16 protein-coding genes and 2 pseudogenes are annotated in these 15,946 nt (G+C 69.1%); 6 read left to right on the top strand and 12 right to left on the bottom strand.

The features are described from left to right. Window positions 1–10: 10 nt before the first annotated feature. The 6 genes from ACFW2Y_RS03525 to leuA form a co-directional block, all read right to left on the bottom strand. Window positions 11–772, bottom strand: a complete 762-nt coding sequence (locus tag ACFW2Y_RS03525; RefSeq protein ID WP_384872889.1) for a thioesterase II family protein — start codon at window positions 770–772, stop codon at window positions 11–13. After that, complete coding sequence (locus ACFW2Y_RS03520; protein WP_384873010.1) at window positions 769–966, bottom strand: MbtH family NRPS accessory protein; 198 nt, start codon at window positions 964–966, stop codon at window positions 769–771. Before ACFW2Y_RS03520 ends, ACFW2Y_RS03525 begins: the two co-directional genes overlap by 4 nt. A 90-nt stretch (window positions 967–1,056) precedes the next feature. Then, a complete protein-coding gene (locus tag ACFW2Y_RS03515) occupies window positions 1,057–2,430 on the bottom strand; it encodes a cytochrome P450 (protein WP_384872885.1) in 1,374 nt (457 codons plus the stop codon). Further along, complete coding sequence (locus tag ACFW2Y_RS03510) at window positions 2,427–2,693, bottom strand: phosphopantetheine-binding protein (protein ID WP_384872882.1); 267 nt, start codon at window positions 2,691–2,693, stop codon at window positions 2,427–2,429. The genes ACFW2Y_RS03515 and ACFW2Y_RS03510 overlap by 4 nt, the downstream gene beginning before the upstream one ends. A gap of 53 nt (window positions 2,694–2,746) precedes the next feature. Next, window positions 2,747–3,517: a thioesterase II family protein gene (locus ACFW2Y_RS03505; protein WP_384872879.1), complete on the bottom strand. Its 771-nt coding sequence runs from the start codon at window positions 3,515–3,517 to the stop codon at window positions 2,747–2,749. Window positions 3,518–3,603: 86 nt separating this feature from the next. Next, on the bottom strand, window positions 3,604–5,349 hold the full coding sequence (leuA, locus tag ACFW2Y_RS03500) for a 2-isopropylmalate synthase (RefSeq protein ID WP_384872876.1): 1,746 nt from the start codon (window positions 5,347–5,349) through the stop codon (window positions 3,604–3,606). 244 nt (window positions 5,350–5,593) lie between these two features. On the opposite strand from leuA, the gene ACFW2Y_RS03495 reads away from it, so the two are divergent. Further along, on the top strand, window positions 5,594–5,911 hold the full coding sequence (locus ACFW2Y_RS03495; RefSeq protein WP_384873024.1) for a hypothetical protein: 318 nt from the start codon (window positions 5,594–5,596) through the stop codon (window positions 5,909–5,911). Between the two features lie 130 nt (window positions 5,912–6,041). Here the strand turns inward: ACFW2Y_RS03495 and ACFW2Y_RS03490 are convergent. From ACFW2Y_RS03490 to ACFW2Y_RS03475, 4 genes and pseudogenes are all read right to left on the bottom strand, one after another. After that, a pseudogene (locus tag ACFW2Y_RS03490) lies at window positions 6,042–6,593 on the bottom strand (4'-phosphopantetheinyl transferase); the annotation flags it as partial. Between the two features lie 62 nt (window positions 6,594–6,655). Beyond that, window positions 6,656–8,014 (bottom strand): helix-turn-helix domain-containing protein, encoded by a 1,359-nt coding sequence (locus tag ACFW2Y_RS03485; RefSeq protein ID WP_384872873.1) that lies wholly within the window; start codon window positions 8,012–8,014, stop codon window positions 6,656–6,658. Between the two features lie 189 nt (window positions 8,015–8,203). Continuing rightward, complete coding sequence (locus tag ACFW2Y_RS03480; RefSeq protein ID WP_384872871.1) at window positions 8,204–8,809, bottom strand: hypothetical protein; 606 nt, start codon at window positions 8,807–8,809, stop codon at window positions 8,204–8,206. Window positions 8,810–9,856: 1,047 nt separating this feature from the next. Beyond that, complete coding sequence (locus ACFW2Y_RS03475; RefSeq protein ID WP_384872868.1) at window positions 9,857–10,027, bottom strand: hypothetical protein; 171 nt, start codon at window positions 10,025–10,027, stop codon at window positions 9,857–9,859. A gap of 127 nt (window positions 10,028–10,154) precedes the next feature. Here ACFW2Y_RS03475 and ACFW2Y_RS03470 point away from each other — a divergent pair, with 127 nt between their 5' ends. After that, window positions 10,155–11,171, top strand: coding sequence for a LuxR C-terminal-related transcriptional regulator (locus ACFW2Y_RS03470; RefSeq protein ID WP_384872865.1), 1,017 nt, complete (start codon window positions 10,155–10,157; stop codon window positions 11,169–11,171). Here ACFW2Y_RS03470 and ACFW2Y_RS03465 read toward each other — a convergent pair. After that, window positions 11,168–11,671, bottom strand: a complete 504-nt coding sequence (locus ACFW2Y_RS03465) for a DinB family protein (RefSeq protein ID WP_384872862.1) — start codon at window positions 11,669–11,671, stop codon at window positions 11,168–11,170. The two genes, ACFW2Y_RS03470 and ACFW2Y_RS03465, sit on opposite strands and share 4 nt — an antisense overlap. A 244-nt stretch (window positions 11,672–11,915) precedes the next feature. Here ACFW2Y_RS03465 and ACFW2Y_RS03460 point away from each other — a divergent pair, with 244 nt between their 5' ends. The 4 genes and pseudogenes from ACFW2Y_RS03460 to ACFW2Y_RS03445 all read left to right on the top strand — a co-directional run bounded on the left by ACFW2Y_RS03460 (window position 11,916) and on the right by ACFW2Y_RS03445 (window position 15,007). After that, window positions 11,916–12,191 (top strand): hypothetical protein, encoded by a 276-nt coding sequence (locus ACFW2Y_RS03460; RefSeq protein ID WP_384872859.1) that lies wholly within the window; start codon window positions 11,916–11,918, stop codon window positions 12,189–12,191. Then, window positions 12,188–12,595, top strand: coding sequence for a PIN domain-containing protein (locus ACFW2Y_RS03455; protein ID WP_121787123.1), 408 nt, complete (start codon window positions 12,188–12,190; stop codon window positions 12,593–12,595). Before ACFW2Y_RS03460 ends, ACFW2Y_RS03455 begins: the two co-directional genes overlap by 4 nt. 317 nt (window positions 12,596–12,912) lie before the next feature. Next, window positions 12,913–13,281 (top strand): annotated as a pseudogene (locus ACFW2Y_RS03450) (transposase); the annotation flags it as partial. Between the two features lie 85 nt (window positions 13,282–13,366). Continuing rightward, window positions 13,367–15,007 (top strand): ISAzo13 family transposase, encoded by a 1,641-nt coding sequence (locus ACFW2Y_RS03445; RefSeq protein ID WP_384872856.1) that lies wholly within the window; start codon window positions 13,367–13,369, stop codon window positions 15,005–15,007. Window positions 15,008–15,149: 142 nt separating this feature from the next. Here the strand turns inward: ACFW2Y_RS03445 and ACFW2Y_RS03440 are convergent. Next, window positions 15,150–15,946 (bottom strand): transposase (locus ACFW2Y_RS03440; protein WP_384872854.1); only part of this gene is annotated, 797 nt, incomplete at its 5' end.

Genomic DNA, 15,946 nt, shown 5'->3' with positions numbered 1-15,946 from the left:
GTGAGCACTCCTATTCATGGGGGAGACCGTCCTCGATGACCTGAAGCAGGTCCGCCGGTGCCGATCGGTGGGTGTGGTCGTCTCCGGCCAGGAGGATCTGGTGCAGATCTCCGTAGGCCGACCACTCGTCCATCTCCTCGGGGCGCACATGGGTGTCCCCGGTCCAGGAGATGGTGGTGACGTTCAGGGGGGTACTGCCGGCGCCCGGGGGCTGGTAGCCGCAGGTCAGTGCGATGTCGGCGCGCAGCACCTGGATGGACAGGGCGAGCAGCTCGTCGGGGGGTGTGGGCTCGCCGCGCTGTTCACAGCCGTGGCGCAGCTCCTCCCTGTACTCCTCGTCCGTGGTGTCCGGTGTGAAGGGGCCGGAGCGGCCGCCGCCGAAGTAGCCGCCGCGGTGGGGAGCGAGGCAGGAGGAGGCGAAGATCCGCCGGGGCGTCGGGCCGCCGCGGGCGGCGAGCTCGACCGAGAGGCCGTAGCTCAGACGCGCCCCGAAGCAGTGGCCGAAGAACCCGAAGGGCTTGTCCAGATAGGGCTGGAGTGCGTCCGCCGCGTCCTTGGCGAACACCTCCATGGACGTGTGGGCGGGGGATCCGAACCGGTTCTCACGGCCCGGGAGCTGGACGGGGCAGATCTCGATGTCGCCCGTCCGCGTGGGCCAGTCGCGAAAGGCGGATGCGCCCACTCCGGCCACCGGGAAGCAGAACACCCGGGCTCGCGCGTCGGGGTCGGGATCGCGGACGAGCCACCGTCGGCCGCCTTCTCGGGTCCTCAATTCCGCACCCGCCCCACACCGGCCGGGCGTGAGTCCACCCAGTTCTCCGAAATCCACTCCAGACAACCGGACTTGTCGCCGCGGTAACCGGCCTCGTCCCATCCGTGGGGTAGGGAAAGGTCGACAGGCCAAATGCTGTGCCGACCCTCCTCATTGCGCACGGCCAGCCATGCGGAATTCTCCGCTGTTTCCATTGAGGTGTTGCTCATCATTGCTCCGGTCGAGGTGTGGGTGGGTGAGCCCAAAGAATGGCGGCCCTGCCGGCTGAAGCTCAGAAAACCAGGCTAGAACCCGGAATCGACTTTCACCGGCGACTGCTGAGGCGGAAAATCGGCGATTGCCGGGCACCCGCCTTCCGGTGTTCCGGCAGGCCGTGCGGCGACGCCGGCGCCGGCTGTCGCCGCCCCGCCGCCGTGTCGCCTCTTCTGGACGGTGACGGGGAAATGGGTCATCCCCGCGATGAAGATCGAGCGCAGATGTTCCGGCTCTCCGGCGGGTGCGATCGACCCGCACCGCCGGAGAAGTTCCTCGAAGAAGACGCGCAGGGTCATCCGGGCCAGCGGCGCGCCGATGCAGAAGTGCGGTCCGAATCCGAAGGCGACCTGGCGCTTCGCGTTGCTCCGCGTGATGTCGAACCGGTGCGGGTCGGGGAACCGGGACTCGTCGCGATTGGCCGAGCCGATCCACGCGACGACCGCTCCACCGGCGGGGATCGTGCCCCCGCCGATCTCGACGTCGTCCACCGCGTACCGCATGAAGTTGCACGCGGACGACGTCCAGCGCAGCCCTTCCTCCACGAGGTTGGGCACCAGGGACGGGTCGGCGGCGGCCAGCGCGTACTGCTCGGGGTTGTCGACGAGCGCCTGCACCGTGCCCGAGATGGTGTACGGGGTCGTGATGTTGGCGCCCAGCAGGATGCTGTAGCCGTCGAGGGCGATCTCCTCGTCGGTCAGCGGCGAGTCCCCCGCGCGGACGCTCATGAGGTGGTCGAGCAGACTCCCGTCCTCGCCGCCGTCCGACCGCCGCCGTTTGACCCATCGGGTCACGTAGTCGACGAGTTCGTGGTGGGCGATGGCCAGTGTCGCGGCCTCGCCGCCGAGCTTGAAGTGCCGGTCCGAAGGGGCCATCACCATCGACGTCAGCTGGACGAGCTGGTCCCAGTCCTGCTCCGGGATTCCCAGGAGCGGACCCGTGACGATCGCGGGCAGCCGTTGCACCTGCTCGCCGAGGTCGAAGGTGGAGCCGTCGAGGGCCGGTTCGAGGAACCGTACGATCGCCCGCCGGATGCCGTCCTCCCAGGACTTCACCGCCCGTGCGGTGACTCTGGGCGCGATCGGCCGGCGGACCTCGGTGTGCCGGGGCGGGTCGGTGGACGTCAGCAGGACGCCGGCCGCGACGTCGTCCTCCCCGAGATGGGTGATGACCGTGCCGCGTTCCGAGGTGAACTCCCGGTGGTCGCCGAGGACGCGGCAGACGTCGTCGTAGCGGGTCACCGACCAGAACTCCCGGCCGTCCGCCAGTGTCTGGTGGTGCAAGGGGGCCTTCGCCCGCATCACGTCCCAGATCCGGTGAGGATCGCCCGACGCGTAGAGGTCCAGGTCGAGCAGATCGACCTCGTCGAGGTCGATGTCGGGGCCGGCGCCCGGTGTCAGCCTCACGTCCGCGCCCTGGCCGGTTCGATCAGCTCGGCGACCCGAGCCGGGGTCTGCGCCAGGTAGAAGTCGCGGACGGACAGCTGGACACCGTACGTCTCCGACAGCCGTTCGAGGATCCGGATGCCGATCAGCGAATTCCCGCCGATCTCGAAGAAGTTGTCGTCCGCCCCGACCTCGCGGTCGTCGAGAAACGATGCCCACAGCTCGGCGATCTCCCGCACGAGCGGCGTGGAAGGGGCGGTGATTGTGTTCGGTGACGATTCCATTTCCTGTCTTTCCTTCTCAGTCGGGTCGATCTCGCATGTCGGACGGACCGTGGTCACAGCGGTACCGTCTCCCTGACCCGCGCGAGGTCCTCGGCCATGTGCCGGGCCAGGCTTTCCGCCTGCTCGAACAGGTAGAAGTGGCCCCCGGGCAGGGAGTGGAATCGCACGGGCCGGGTGCAGTACGACTGCCAGTCGTCGATCAGCTCGGGCCTGGACAGCTCGTCCTCGACGCCCATGAAGACCGACATCGGCACGGTGACGGGCGGTCCCTCCGCGTACGCGTAGGTGTCCACCAGGTGCAGGTCACCGCGGAGGACGCCGACCATCCAGTCCGCTGTGTCGGGGTCGGCCAGCAGCTCCTCCGGAGTGCCGCCCAGCCTCCGCATGAAGCCGATCAGCCGCTCCGGCGACCACAGGTCCCGGCGCTCCGAGAAGAGGGCGCACGCCAGCCGGGGCGCGGGCATCGCGGACACCCCGAGCCAGACCGGCGGGCGTCCGGCCCGCTCCAGCTCCCGGACGAGCTCGTATCCGATCAGGGCGCCCATGCTGTGCCCGAACACGGCGTACGGGCCGTTCGCCTCGGCCAGGAGGGCGGGCTTGATCAGCTCCACGGCCTCCGCCGCGTCACGGCAGTGCGGCTGCCGGGAGGCCGCGCCACGGCCCGGAAGATCGATGGCGCGCAGTCGCCAGCCGGGCGGGAAGGCCTGCGCCAGTGGCATGTAGCCGGCGGAGGAACCGCCCGCGTGGTGAAGGAAGTAGCAGGTCAGCTCCTCGGGCGGCCCGTTGGAGGACGCCCCGGGCAGCTTCCGGAGATCTCTGAACATCGTTGTCTCGCCTATCTCATGGGCCCGGCCGCCGGGTCGACGGTGCCGTGGCGGGGCGCCCCGGTCCGGAGCGACGTACCGCGGTGCTACCGGGCGGCCCGGTCGACCGCGGAGGCGACGGCACGCACGGCCGCGCCGGCCTCGTCGGAGTGCACGCCGACACCCCAGACGCTCTCCCCGCCGATCGCGCACTCGGCGTAGACGACCACCGGGGAGTCGCCGACGCCGGGCGGCTGGCCGACGAGGGACCGCACGACCACGTCCGTGCCGGCGGCCCGCAGCGCCTCGGCGAACGCCTCACCGCCGTCCGCGGGGAAGGAGCCGGCGGATCCGTCGAGCTCCGCCTCGACCACGCCGTCCGCCGTGCCGGTCACCCGCAGCCACGAGCCCTCGGCCAGGAACTCCCGGGTGAAGAGTTCCCACACCTGCGCGGCCCCGATCTCGGTGGCGCGTTCCTCGCTGTGCCGCTGGACCAGGCGGGAGAACTCCACCTGGAGGCCGCGCGGGAGGTCGTAGCCGTGCCCCGCCTTGAGCAGGTACGCGACCCCTCCCTTGCCCGACTGGCTGTTGACGCGGATGATCGCCTCGTACGAGCGGCCGACGTCCCTCGGGTCGATCGGCAGGTAGGGAACGCCCCAGGGGGTCTCACCGACGGGAGCCCCGGAGCTCCGCGCCGTCCGCTCCATCGATTCGATCCCCTTCTTGATCGCGTCCTGATGGGAGCCGGAGAACGCCGTGTACACCAGGTCGCCCGCGTACGGGTGACGCGGATGGACCGGCAGCTGCGTGCACTCCTCGGCGACCTGCCGGATCGCGGCGATGTTCGAGAAGTCGATCATCGGGTCGACGCCCTGGGAGAAGAGGTTCATCCCGAGCGTCAGCAGGTCCACGTTGCCGGTGCGCTCGCCGTTGCCGAACAGACAGCCCTCCACCCGGTCCGCCCCGGCCAGGACCGCGAGTTCGGCCGCGGCCACTCCCGTGCCCCGGTCGTTGTGCGGGTGCACGCCCAGGCTGATGTGCTCGCGACGGCTCAGGTTGCGGTGCATCCACTCGACCTGGTCGGCGAACTCGTTGGGCAGGGTGCACTCGACCGTCGCCGGCAGGCTGATGATGATCGGGCGGCCCGGACCCGGCTGCCAGACGTCCATCACGGCCTCGCAGATCTCCAGCGCGAAGTCGGGTTCGGTCGCGGTGAACGACTCCGGCGAGTACTCGAACAGGATCTCTCCGCCGACGTGCCGTGCCGCGAGCTCGGTGATCAGCCGGACCGCCCGCACCGTCATATCGAGGATGTCCTCGCGGCCCGCGCCGAACACCACCTCGCGCTGGAGCGGTGAGATGGAGTTGTACAGGTGGGCCACGGCGCGCGGGGCGCCTCGCAGGGCCTCGAAGGTGCGCTCGATCAGTTCGGTGCGCGCCTGCACGATGACCTGGATCGTCACGTCGTGCGGGATCAGGTCCTGCTCGATCAGCTCGCGCACGAAGTCGAAGTCGACCTGGCTCGCCGACGGGAAACCGACCTCGATCTCCTTGAAGCCCATGGCGACGAGCTGCCGGAACAGCCGGTGCTTGCGCGCCAGGTCCATGGGCTCGGGCAGCGCCTGGTTGCCGTCACGGAGGTCCACCGAGCACCACAGCGGAGCCTTGCGGAGCTTGCGCGTCGGCCACTGACGGTCCGGCAGATCCGGGGCGCCGAAGGGCTTGTAGCGATGCGCCGGCATACCGCTCGGCTGCTGCACGCTGCCGGTCAGGGAGGCGGCGCCCACGGGGGTGACGGTCGGGGTGGTGGCGGCCACGGAGGCGGGCCGTTCCACGAGTGTGCTTGACATCATTGGTCCTCTGCCCAGATCGAAAGGGAATGTCCGTGCATTGCGGGGCGCGCTCACCCCGGAAGTCGGCCGGTAATGTGCCTGCCTGGCCGAAAACTCGCGCGATGGATCAGACCTTAGAAGTGCCGACGCTCCGGAATCGGCGACAACACAGGCGACCAGGAGGCGACTTCCACCCCCCATGTCGCCGGTCGAATTCACCTCCTTTCCCGCGGCGAGGACTCCGGGCCCGAGTAATCTGAACCGCATGACAGCCCGCTTTGACGATGACGGTGACCATGGGAACGCCCCCTCTCCCGGGGAAGAGGTGGCCGACCAGGAGCGCGATTACTGGGACAACCGGCGACTCACCCAGGAACTGGACGACGACGAGGCCGGACGGCGGGAGCGGCGCCGGCTGAGGGTGCGGGAACGGAAGATGCATCTGCGGGTCCGCATGCACCGCTACGCACGTCAGCAGGACCAGGGGCCGCTGCCCAGCGCCCTGGTGCTCCCGCCGTTGCCCGAGGACCGCGATCCGTACGAGTTCCACGACGGAGCGAAGCCCGACGACGGCTGGTACTGAGGTCGGCCCCGTCGGCGGTCCGCCGTGACGGCACGGCGATCGCGGTCAGGAGAAGCCCGTCCTCGTGCAGCCAGGTGCCGCCGAAGCCGGCCAGGGCTCTGCCGTCCAGCGTGGGCCCCTCGACGAGCAGTTGTGCCTCGAAGGTGCCCGCGGGGCTGATCCTCACCACCGCCTCGTCGAATCCGAGCCAGCGCCCGGTCAGGGGGAACCAGGCTTTGTAGACGCATTCCTTCGCGCTGAACAGCAACCTGTCCCACGCGATTCCGCGGGCCGGCAGGATCGCCAGGAGGTCAGATTCCTCACGGCTCGCGAGGACATGTCGCAGGATGTCTCCGTCGGGCAGGGAAGCATTCGGTTCCGCGTCGATGCCCAGAGCCGCGATATCGCGATCCCGGGCGACCGCCGCACCCCGGTATCCCGTGCAGTGGGTCATGCTCCCCACGATTCCGGCCGGCCAGCGGGGTTCCCTGTCCTCACCGGGAACCAGGGCCACGGGAGGCTGCCCGAGCTTCGTGAGAGCGTCACGCGCGCAGGCACGTACCGTCGCGTACTCCGCCTGGCGGGAGGGGACGGCCGTGGCGACGGCGGGCCACTCCTCGGGGAACAACCCGGCCTCGGCACCGGCGCGGTCGCTCAGCGACTGAGCGGTCCGGACCGTGGGGGGAAGTATGTGCTGGAGCACGTGCCCTCGATTCTCCTCTGTTCCATGGGCCGCCCACTCGGCGATCAGGCCCGATCACGCAGTCAGGCCGCACGGGCCGGGGCCGCCCCGCCCGCGGCGGACGGCCAGCGCAGGGGCCCCCGGGACTCGCGCGCGGGAGCCGCCGGTGCGGCGCTCTCCGCCAGCAGATGCCGGACCAGGTTCAGCACGGTGAACCGGGGGCTGCCGCCGGCGTCCCCGTCGGCCGGGCGCACCAGGCCCCGGGTGCACAGCAGGTGGATGGCGTCCTGCGCCGAGTCGCCGCCCTGCTCCGGCGAGGAGAGGGCCTCGGCCGTGGTCCAGGGGAGCGGTCGGGCCGCGAGCCGGCGCAGCACGTCGGCGTCGCGCGGACGCAGCGACCTGACGGATGCCTCGAGCCCGGCCCGTGGACCGGTGGCATCGCCGCCGGGCGGGGTGGCGAGCTTGAACGGATCGCGCCTGGCCAGGCTCAGGAGCTGGTCCGGACTGTAGAGGAGGAGCCAGGAGGCGGCTGCCTCGATCGCTCGCGGGATGCCGTCGAGGCTGCGGCAGACGTCGGCGAGGGCGGCCGTGATCCCGCTGTCGGCGTGCCCCTCGCGTTCGAATGATCCGCAGCGCGACAGCATCAGCCGCAGAGCGGGGCTGTCGGCCGACTCACGGCTCGCGGGGCCGGCCGTACGGTCCCCCACGGACAGCGGGAAGACGGGGTACTCCGTGCCGGCGCCCCACGTGGAGCCCTCACGGGCCTCGTACAGGACGTGCAGTCCCCGGCACCGCATCAGCAGGCGACGCAGCGCCGCCTCGGAGCCGGGGCTCATGGTGGTGTCGGGCACCACCAGGAGCATGTCGTGGGTGCCGAAGGTGGTGGCCAGATGGTCGAGCCCGGAATCGCCGCGGAGCAGGGCGGCGAGATGGACCTGCAAGGTGTCCGCGGGCCTGCCGGCGCGTCCGCCGTCCCGGTCCGCCCAGACGACCGGCATCCGGCCCGAGGCGTTCATCGCCCCGGCGACCTCCTGGATCAGCCGGGACTTGCCGACGCCGGCCATGCCGACCACCCGGATCAGGCGGTGGCCGCCGAACCTGATCAGACCCGTGAGGGCCTCGATGTCGCGCTCGCGGCCGATGGTCGGTTCGAGGACGGCGGGCGGCGGGGCGAGGAAGTCAGCCGGCATCCCGCGGGTGGCCAGCCCCGCCGCCGCTTCCTCGATCCTCGCCCGCTGGGCGCCGGTCAGCCGCAGTCCGTCCATCAGGAGCCGGAGGGTTTCCCGCCGGGGGTTCTGGGTGAGGTCGAGTTCGAGATCGCGAATCGCCCGGACACTGACGGCCGACAGGTCCGCGAGCTGCGTCTGGGTGACACCGATGCGTCTGCGCGCCGCCTTGAGTTCGGCCCCGAGGCTCGGAGACGCCTGACGGTCCGGGGTCACTGTGCGCGCGTCGCGGTTCTGAGTCGAATTCAAAGCATCCTCGCCACTGTGTCTCGTGCTGCGGACAGCACACTGGTTCTGGTCGCACGCCGTCGCCGCCTCCCCCGACAGCGATGTCGGCCCGGGCACCGGCTTCCGTGGTCTCTTCCTTCCGGCGCGGTCCGCGAGGAGCCACGGTCGGACGGACGTTCAGCCGGCTGACGTCCCCGTCTCCTCCTCGTACCGCTCCACCGCGAACAGGGCCGCGGCGTAGTCACGCTCCACGATCCGTTCGTCGGCGTGGAGGAACTGGACCCGAGTCACCGACGGAGCTCCGCCCCCCACGGCGCCGTGCTGACTCTCCAGCGCCTTCAGTTCCCGCATGAGGCCGCGGAATCTCGCGGAACCGGACGTCCCGGCGGGCAGGGCGACCCAGGCCACGTGCCGGAGCCGCCGGTAGGGCCGGGCGGCACGCAGCCGGAACCATTCCGGGGCGAGATAGGCGAAGACGGTCCAGTCGGCCTGTCCTTCGCCGATCGCCGTACGCGTGAGCAGCGGCTCGTCGGTCGCGCAGATGCCCGCCGCGGGGGTGCCCCGAACCGGACCCTGCGCGGTGTGCTCGAACTCCGTGCAGGCCGGACCGTTACGCAACCCCGCCGCGTCGAGTCCGGTCAGGGTCAGGTCCACCAGACCGTCCTGCCGCTCGCCTCGGCGGGCGAGCAGCCGCGCACCGCGCGGCCGTCCGTCCGCCCGCGGCGAACCGGTCCGCCGCGTCTCCCAGATATCGCAGATGTAGTGGACCCCGTCCAGACTCACGGAATGCACCGTGAATCCGGCCGGCCCGGCGTCTTGCATACAATTCCGCTGAGCCGCCCCCCGTCGCACACCACTGCTTCGCAGCCCCAGGCCCGCACTCAGAGCCGTGGCGAGTCCGGTCCCCGTGCCGAGTCCCGGAAGCACCGCTACCGGGCGGTAGGAGGAGACGCGGTCCAGTGTGTCCGTGAATTGATCCCGATGTACCACGAGATCGCGAAAGTCATCGCGGTGAAAGGACGGCGCAAACCGTTCGGGTATCGCCGCGGTGCTCTGCACATGAACGATCTCATAACCTCGCTCCCGGATCGGGGGAATGAGCAGTCGCGCGCTGGAGTAAGCATCGACCAGGGCCACCACAGGTCGATCGGACATTCCGAGTCGTCCTCCTTCGTGTCGGGCGTTCCATTCGGGTACTGACAGATCTGTCGGAGACTCACGGAATGGACCGGTCTCCGGCGACCCGCACCCCTTGCGGTTCCGGCCGCGGGGCGGCGTCGAACGGGGTCACGAAGGCGGATTCCGGGGCGTGGAGCCCCGCGGGGCCGCACCGGCCGCCCCGTCCGGCACTCCCGGACGGAGATCGGCCGAGGCGCTTCGGAGCCTCTCAAATACCCACCCCCGAAGATCGGTTGAGGGTGAACGCGCAGGCCTTCTCCCCTGCTCAGCGCGGTGCGCCATGCCGTCGACTCAGAGTGAGTGCCCGTCGGGGCGGCGGTCCGTCAGGCACGTCGGCACGACGACTCCCGCCCCGGTGCGCCCGGTACCGTGGCCGGCCGATATTTCCCCCGCAAACCGGCGCCTATGGAAGGACACCATTCCCTCTTCGAGATCCTTCCGGATCGCTGTCGAGGGTGTCCCGTAATATGTCAGGTTCCACCCGGCCCCGCCGGATGCCGAAGACGAGTCGCCCCGGTTATCACGAGACGTGAGAACCGGCGTCCCCCGCGCCGGTGAGGCCGGCCCGCGTCAGCGCGGTCGCCCTGGAGTTCGCTCCCTCGTCCGCTCGGACCCCGACCCGTCAGGACGGCTGCGGAAGCGAGGCGGGAATTATCCCCACGCGGAGTCGGACAGTGCGACGGGCGCGGAAACCTGCGCGGTGGACACCGTGCGTTCGGTGTTCGCCGACGTCGCGCCGCCCGCAAGGAAATTGACGGCGCCGAAGGCGAGCAGGGCGGCCGTGCCGAGCGCGACGGAGATGGCGTGAATGCGGTTCATCATGATTCCCCCTGGATTCGAGAACTTATTTCCTCGTTGCTGCCTTAAGAATCATCCACCACCGTTCGCCACGGGTGAAGGCTCGAATGGCATCATGAGTGGGCAGTGCAAGAACGTGAAGGGTGGACAGATGTGTACAGAGCATGACCAGGTGGAGGTGGCGAAGCTCCCCGAGCTCTGCGAGGACGGCCTGAAGTTCTACCGCGACATGCTGGCGGCAGGCGGCACGGCGGCGGACGGCATCCCCGACTGCCTGGTCGACCTGGGCCTGCTCCGCTTTCTGCCGGACCACCCGGGCTTTCTCACTCCGGTCCCCCCCGACCTCGCCGCCGCCGCGCTCTCCCGGCCGATCAAGCAGGCCATCACGGAGCACCAGGACACCCTGGTGGCGATCCGCACCACGATGGCCCGGGCGGAGGTCGTCTACGCCGAGGCCCAGCAGGGCGGCGGCACCTCGGTCCGGGTGCTCTCCGGCGCAAGCGTGATCGCGGCCGCCCTGGAAGAGGCGGTGCAGGCCTGCCGCGAGGAGCTGCTGACCGCCCAGCCCAACGGCGGCCGCTCACCCGAACTCCTCGCCGAGGCACTGCCGCGCGACCTCGCTCTGGCCGCTCGCGGCGTCAAACAGCGCACGTTGTACCAGCACACGGTGCGGGCACACGGCCCGACACTCTCCTACATCGAGCGAGTGGTGGCCGCGGGCGCCGAGGTCAGGACCATCGACGAGGTGTTCGAGCGGCTCATCGTCTGCGACAGGAGAACGGCGTTCATGCCCGGGCCGCACGACCGCCGCCAGTCCGCGCTGCTCATTCGGCACCCCAGCATCATCAAGTACCTGGTGAAAGGCTTCGAGCAGGCATGGAGCCGTGCGGCGGCCGTAGGGGAGGCCCCTTCCCGGCTGCGCCCGCCGCCCCTCACCAACGAGACCCGGAGGGCCGTGCTGCGCCTGATGGTGGAGGGCTACACCGACGACGCGATCGCGGCGCGTCTGGGCATCAGCAGGCGAACGGTCGGCACCCATGTCCAGAAGACCGCGGAAGTCCTCGGCAGCCGCAGCCGCGCACAGCTCGCCTACCTCATCGCACAGACCGACCTTCTGGACCACACCGACCTCGGTGCCGTGGAGGAGGGCTCGGAGGAGACGGCCTAGCCGGTCGTGCCGTCGAGCATCTCGCGCAGGATGTCCAGGTGGCCGTTGTGGCGGGCGGTCTCCTCGGTGAGGTGGAGGAGGATCCAGCGCAGGTCGACGTGGAGGCCGCCGCGGATGGTTCCCACAGCCTTTTCGGCCAGATCGTTCCGGGCGACCAGTTCCCGGTAGCGGGCGCTCTGTTCGGCGTACTCGTCAAGCAACTGCGTGAGAGGGAAGTCGACGGCGATACGCATCTCGCGGTCGGGGTCCTCGTCCGTCATGGGGGCCAGATCCTCCTCACCGAGGAAGATCACCTGGAACCAGTAGTACTCGACCCAGCGGAGATGGTTGATCAGTCCGCTCATGGTCATCAGCGGTGAGCCCGGCAGGAGCGCCTTGCGGGCGTGCTCCTCGGAGACGCCGGCGCACTTGGCGCGGGCGGTGCCGCGTGCGTAGTCCAGAAACGTGGCGAGCTGGGTGCGCTCGTCCCACGCGGGCGGGGTGTCGTCGATTGTTGTCATCGCGTGAAGCGTCCCCGATGCCCCTGCCCGCTGTCGAGCGGAACCGGCACGGAGGTCCACGGGCAGACGCCCTGCGCAGCGGCGGTGACGAGGGGTCAGCCATCCCAGCACCATCCCAGCACGGGATTCACTGCAAAGTACAAAAAGATCCGGAAGCGCCAAGACTACGCATCACCGCCCGCCCTGGGTACAGGCCACGCAGCACTCCAGACGCTGTAATACTTCCTGTACTAGACTTGCGGCCATGAAGTCACCCCGCCCCGGCGGCACGGAAAACATCTCCGTGTCGATGCCCTCCGAGCTTCTCGGTGCTCTGCGCACCCGTACCGGCAAGCGCGGCGTGTCCGCTTACGTGACGGCGGCGGTCCGGCATCAGCTCGCCATGGACGGCCTTGCTGAGATCGTAGCCGCCTACGAAGCCGAGCACGAGCCGCTGAGCGACGCCGAGGTCCAGGCTGCACAGAGCGAACTGTTTGGTGACGCACCGACGCCCTACGCCTCGAACGACAGCGCCGCATGAAAGAGCCCGCGGCCAGGTCCCTGGTGCTCGACTCCCAGGCGCTGTCGCTGCTACTGCGCAACGACCGCCAGATGATCACCCGGATCGAGGCCGCTCGGCGGGTGGGCGTACCCGTCCTCGTGTCGGCCCTGACGGTGGTGGAAGCCGTCTACGGGAAGACGGATACCGCCCGGCTGCGCTGGCTGCTATCCCGCCTTCAGGTCCAGGACGTCACCCAGGCGGACAGCCTCACGGCGGTGCAGCTGCTGAGCGACGCCGGCGGCCTGCACGGCCACAAGTACGCCATCGACGCCCTCGTCGCTGCGATGGCGCTCCGCTCCCCGGCACCCGTCCTCGTACTGACCTCGGATCGCGACGACTGGTCGAAGCTGTGCGGCGACCAAGTACAGATCAAGGACGTCTGACCTCAGCACCTACTCAACTTGAATCCGCCTACTGATCGGCTGCTGCTTCGTAGAAGGCATCCACGAGAGCGAGGATGATCGAGTTGATCGCCGTCCCATCGGTGAAGAATTAGTCGGCCATCATGTTGTGGGCGTCCTGGTTGTCTGCGACTGCCACCGTAACTACCCAGACCCACCCGCAGGAAGCAGCGCTCAATCCGGGTGAGGGACGGTCGCAAGTCAGGAGGCCGACTCTGGCTGCCAGCATTTAGTACTGCAACCGCATGTGGCGTGACGGAGTGTCGTGTTGGTCGTTGGGCTGACTGTGTGATGAATCGCTGACGGTCGCGCAGATCGAGGACTGGTCCGACGGGATAGCTGGTCTCCATGCCCGGTTCGCAGGACGTTTTGGCAGGTCGGAGCCGCGTGAGCGGGCGCTGGACTACCTGTCCACGTTGCTCTCGCCGCTGGAGAAGAAGAACGGGTGGACGCTGGCCGAGCAGGCCGGCCAGCGTCGGCCGGACGGTTTCCAGAGACTGCTGAACTTCGCCGACTGGGACGAGCACGCGGTCCGTGACGACATCCGTGACTTCGTCGTCGAGACGATCGGAGCGAAGGATGCGGTCCTGATCGGGGACGACACCGGGTTTTTGAAGAAGGGCGTCAAGTCAGCCGGAGTCCAGCGGCAGTACTCCGGCACGGCCGGGGCCTGTATTTCAATTACTGCTCGGTGTTGGGGTGTTGGCAGGACAATGAGGTGTGACTGCGGGTATGTCCGCTCGGGCCTCGGTTATGGCATTGCGAGCGAAGTTCGATCAGTTCCTTCCTCATCTCGATGAACGGCGTCGGCGGATCTACCTGGCCAGCGAGGCCGCCGCGCTTGGTCACGGCGGGATCACCCTGGTGGCCGTAGCTTCTGGCGTCAGCGCGGCCACCATCAGACGCGGGATTGCCGAGCTGTCTGGGCGCCCTTTGCCGGTCGGCCGGATCCGGGCTCCAGGGGCCGGCCGCAAGCCGGTGACGGCCACCGATCCCGGTCTGCTGCCCGCGCTGGAGGCGCTAATCGAGCCGACGACCCGGGGCGATCCGGTCTCGCCGTTGCGCTGGACCACCCTCTCGCTGCGGTCTCTGTCCTCGGCGCTGACCGCTCAGGGCCACCCCGTCAGCGCGGCGACCGTCGGGCGTCTGCTGCACACCCTGGGATACAGCCTGCAGGGCACCGCCAAGACCACGGAGGGTGCCAGCCATCCGGACCGGGACGCTCAGTTCAGGCATATCAACGCCACCGCCGCGGCCTTCCTCGATGGCGGCCAGCCGCTGATCAGCGTGGATACCAAGGCCAAGGAGTGGCTTGGCAACCGGGACCGACCTGGACGTATCTGGCGGCCGGGCAAGAACCCGGTCCGTGTGGACTGCCATACGTTCATCACCAGTGACCAGCCCGTGGTCATCCCTTACGGGATCTACGACATCGCCCGCAACACCGGCTGGGTCAACGTCGGGACCGACCACGACACGGGCGAGTTCGCGGTGGAATCCATCCGCCGCTGGTGGCGGCAGCGCGGCCGGGACGACTACCCGGACGCTAGCCAGCTGATGATCACCGCCGACTGTGGCGGCTCCAACGATCCCCGCCGCTGGACGTGGAAGAAGCACCTCGCCGCCTTCGCTCTGGAAAGCGGACTCGAGATCACGGTCTGCCACTTCCCACCCGGAACATCGAAGTGGAACAAGATCGAGCATCGGATGTTCTGCCACATCACCGCGAGCTGGCGCGGCAGGCCCCTGACCAGCTACGAGGTCGTCATCGAGACGATCGCCGCCACGACCACCCGCACCGGGCTCAGAATCGGAGCCGAACTCGACACCGGCCGATACGACCTGGGCACCACAGTCCCACCTGCCGAGTTCCAAGCCCTGCCGATCACACCCCACGCCTTCCACGGGGACTGGAACTACACCTTGGCACCGGTCGCACCCCGGCTCCTCGAGCCGGCCCCCAGTCGACAGCGGATCGATCCCGCCCTGACCACGATGCTCACCGACCCGGCCCTGACCGGCATGTCACGCTCCGCCTTCGACCGTCTGGTCGCTGTCTCGGAACCGTACTGGGACTCCTTGGCCGAGGCGGCATTCCAGCGACGCTTCCACCGCCCGCGGAGCTACCTCCACCCGCAGGTCAGCAGTCTCGACCACTACCACCGCCTGCTGACAGCCCTGTTACGCCGCCGCAGAGCTGCTACCAGCACACTTCTGGCCCAGCTCCTGAACGTCACCCGCACCAACCTGTCCAACCAGTTTCAAGACGGCCACCGCCTCCTGGACCTGCACCGCGTTGTGGTCACTCCGCTACCAGGAACCCCAGCCCGGACCCTCGCCCAACTACAAGCCCGCCTACCGTCACACGAGGACACCTGCACAGATCAACTCTGACAGTTATTTAGCTACAGGCCCCCGGACGCACGGAGAACTGCCAGATCGGCACGTTCCTGGCCTATGCCTCCGCCGCGGGCCGGGCCTTGATCGACCGCGAGCTGTACCGGAAGATTTCAAGTCCAGTGAGACGGTCGTGACGCTATGAGGTTTGTGGTGCGGGTTCGCTGCGCTTGGCGGGGTCGTTGATCCACGCTGTCTGCGGTATCTCGGGCGGTCTGGGGCGGCGGCCGAAGCGTTCGGGGTGCCGGGCGTAGGCCTCGGCGAGGGTGACGGCCCGCTGGTCGCGGATTTCCTCGGCGGTGCCGAAGTGGACGCTGGCGGGCGTGTGGAGGCCGATGCCCGAGTGCCGGTGCTCGTGGTTGTAGTACGAGATGAAGCCGTCGAACCATTCGCGGGCGTGGGCCAGGGAGTCGAACCGCTCCGGGTAGTCGGACATGTACTTGGTGGTCTTGAACTGGGCCTCGCTGTAGGGGTTGTCGTTGGAGACCCTGGGGCGCGAGTGGCTCCTGGTGACGCCGAGGTCGATCAGCGGCTGGGAGACTTTCTTGGAGGTCATCGAGGTGCCCCGGTCGGCGTGCACGGTCTCGGGGACGATGCCGTTGCGCGCGATGGTCTCGCGGATCAACTCCTCTGCCCGCTCGGCTGATTCGGCCGACTCGACGGTGTGGCCGACGATGTAGCGGCTGAAGATGTCGATGATGACGTAGGCGTGGTACCAAACGCCCTTGCGAGGGCCGGCCGCTTTGGTGATGTCCCAGGTGAACACCTGGGAAGGGCCGTCGGCGACCAGCTCGGGCACCGTCTTGGCCGGGTGGGCGGCCTGGCGGCGGCGCTCACCCGCCTGCCCGCGCTCGCGCAGGATCCGGTACATCGTGGAGACCGAGCAGTGGTAGCGCCCGGTGTCCAGCTCACGGGCCCAGATCTGCGCGGGCGGCA

This window comes from Streptomyces sp. NPDC058877, assembly GCF_042742855.1.
In the GTDB taxonomy this organism is placed as follows: Bacteria; Actinomycetota; Actinomycetes; order Streptomycetales; family Streptomycetaceae; genus Streptomyces.
This window is presented reverse-complemented; position numbering and strand designations above follow the sequence as displayed.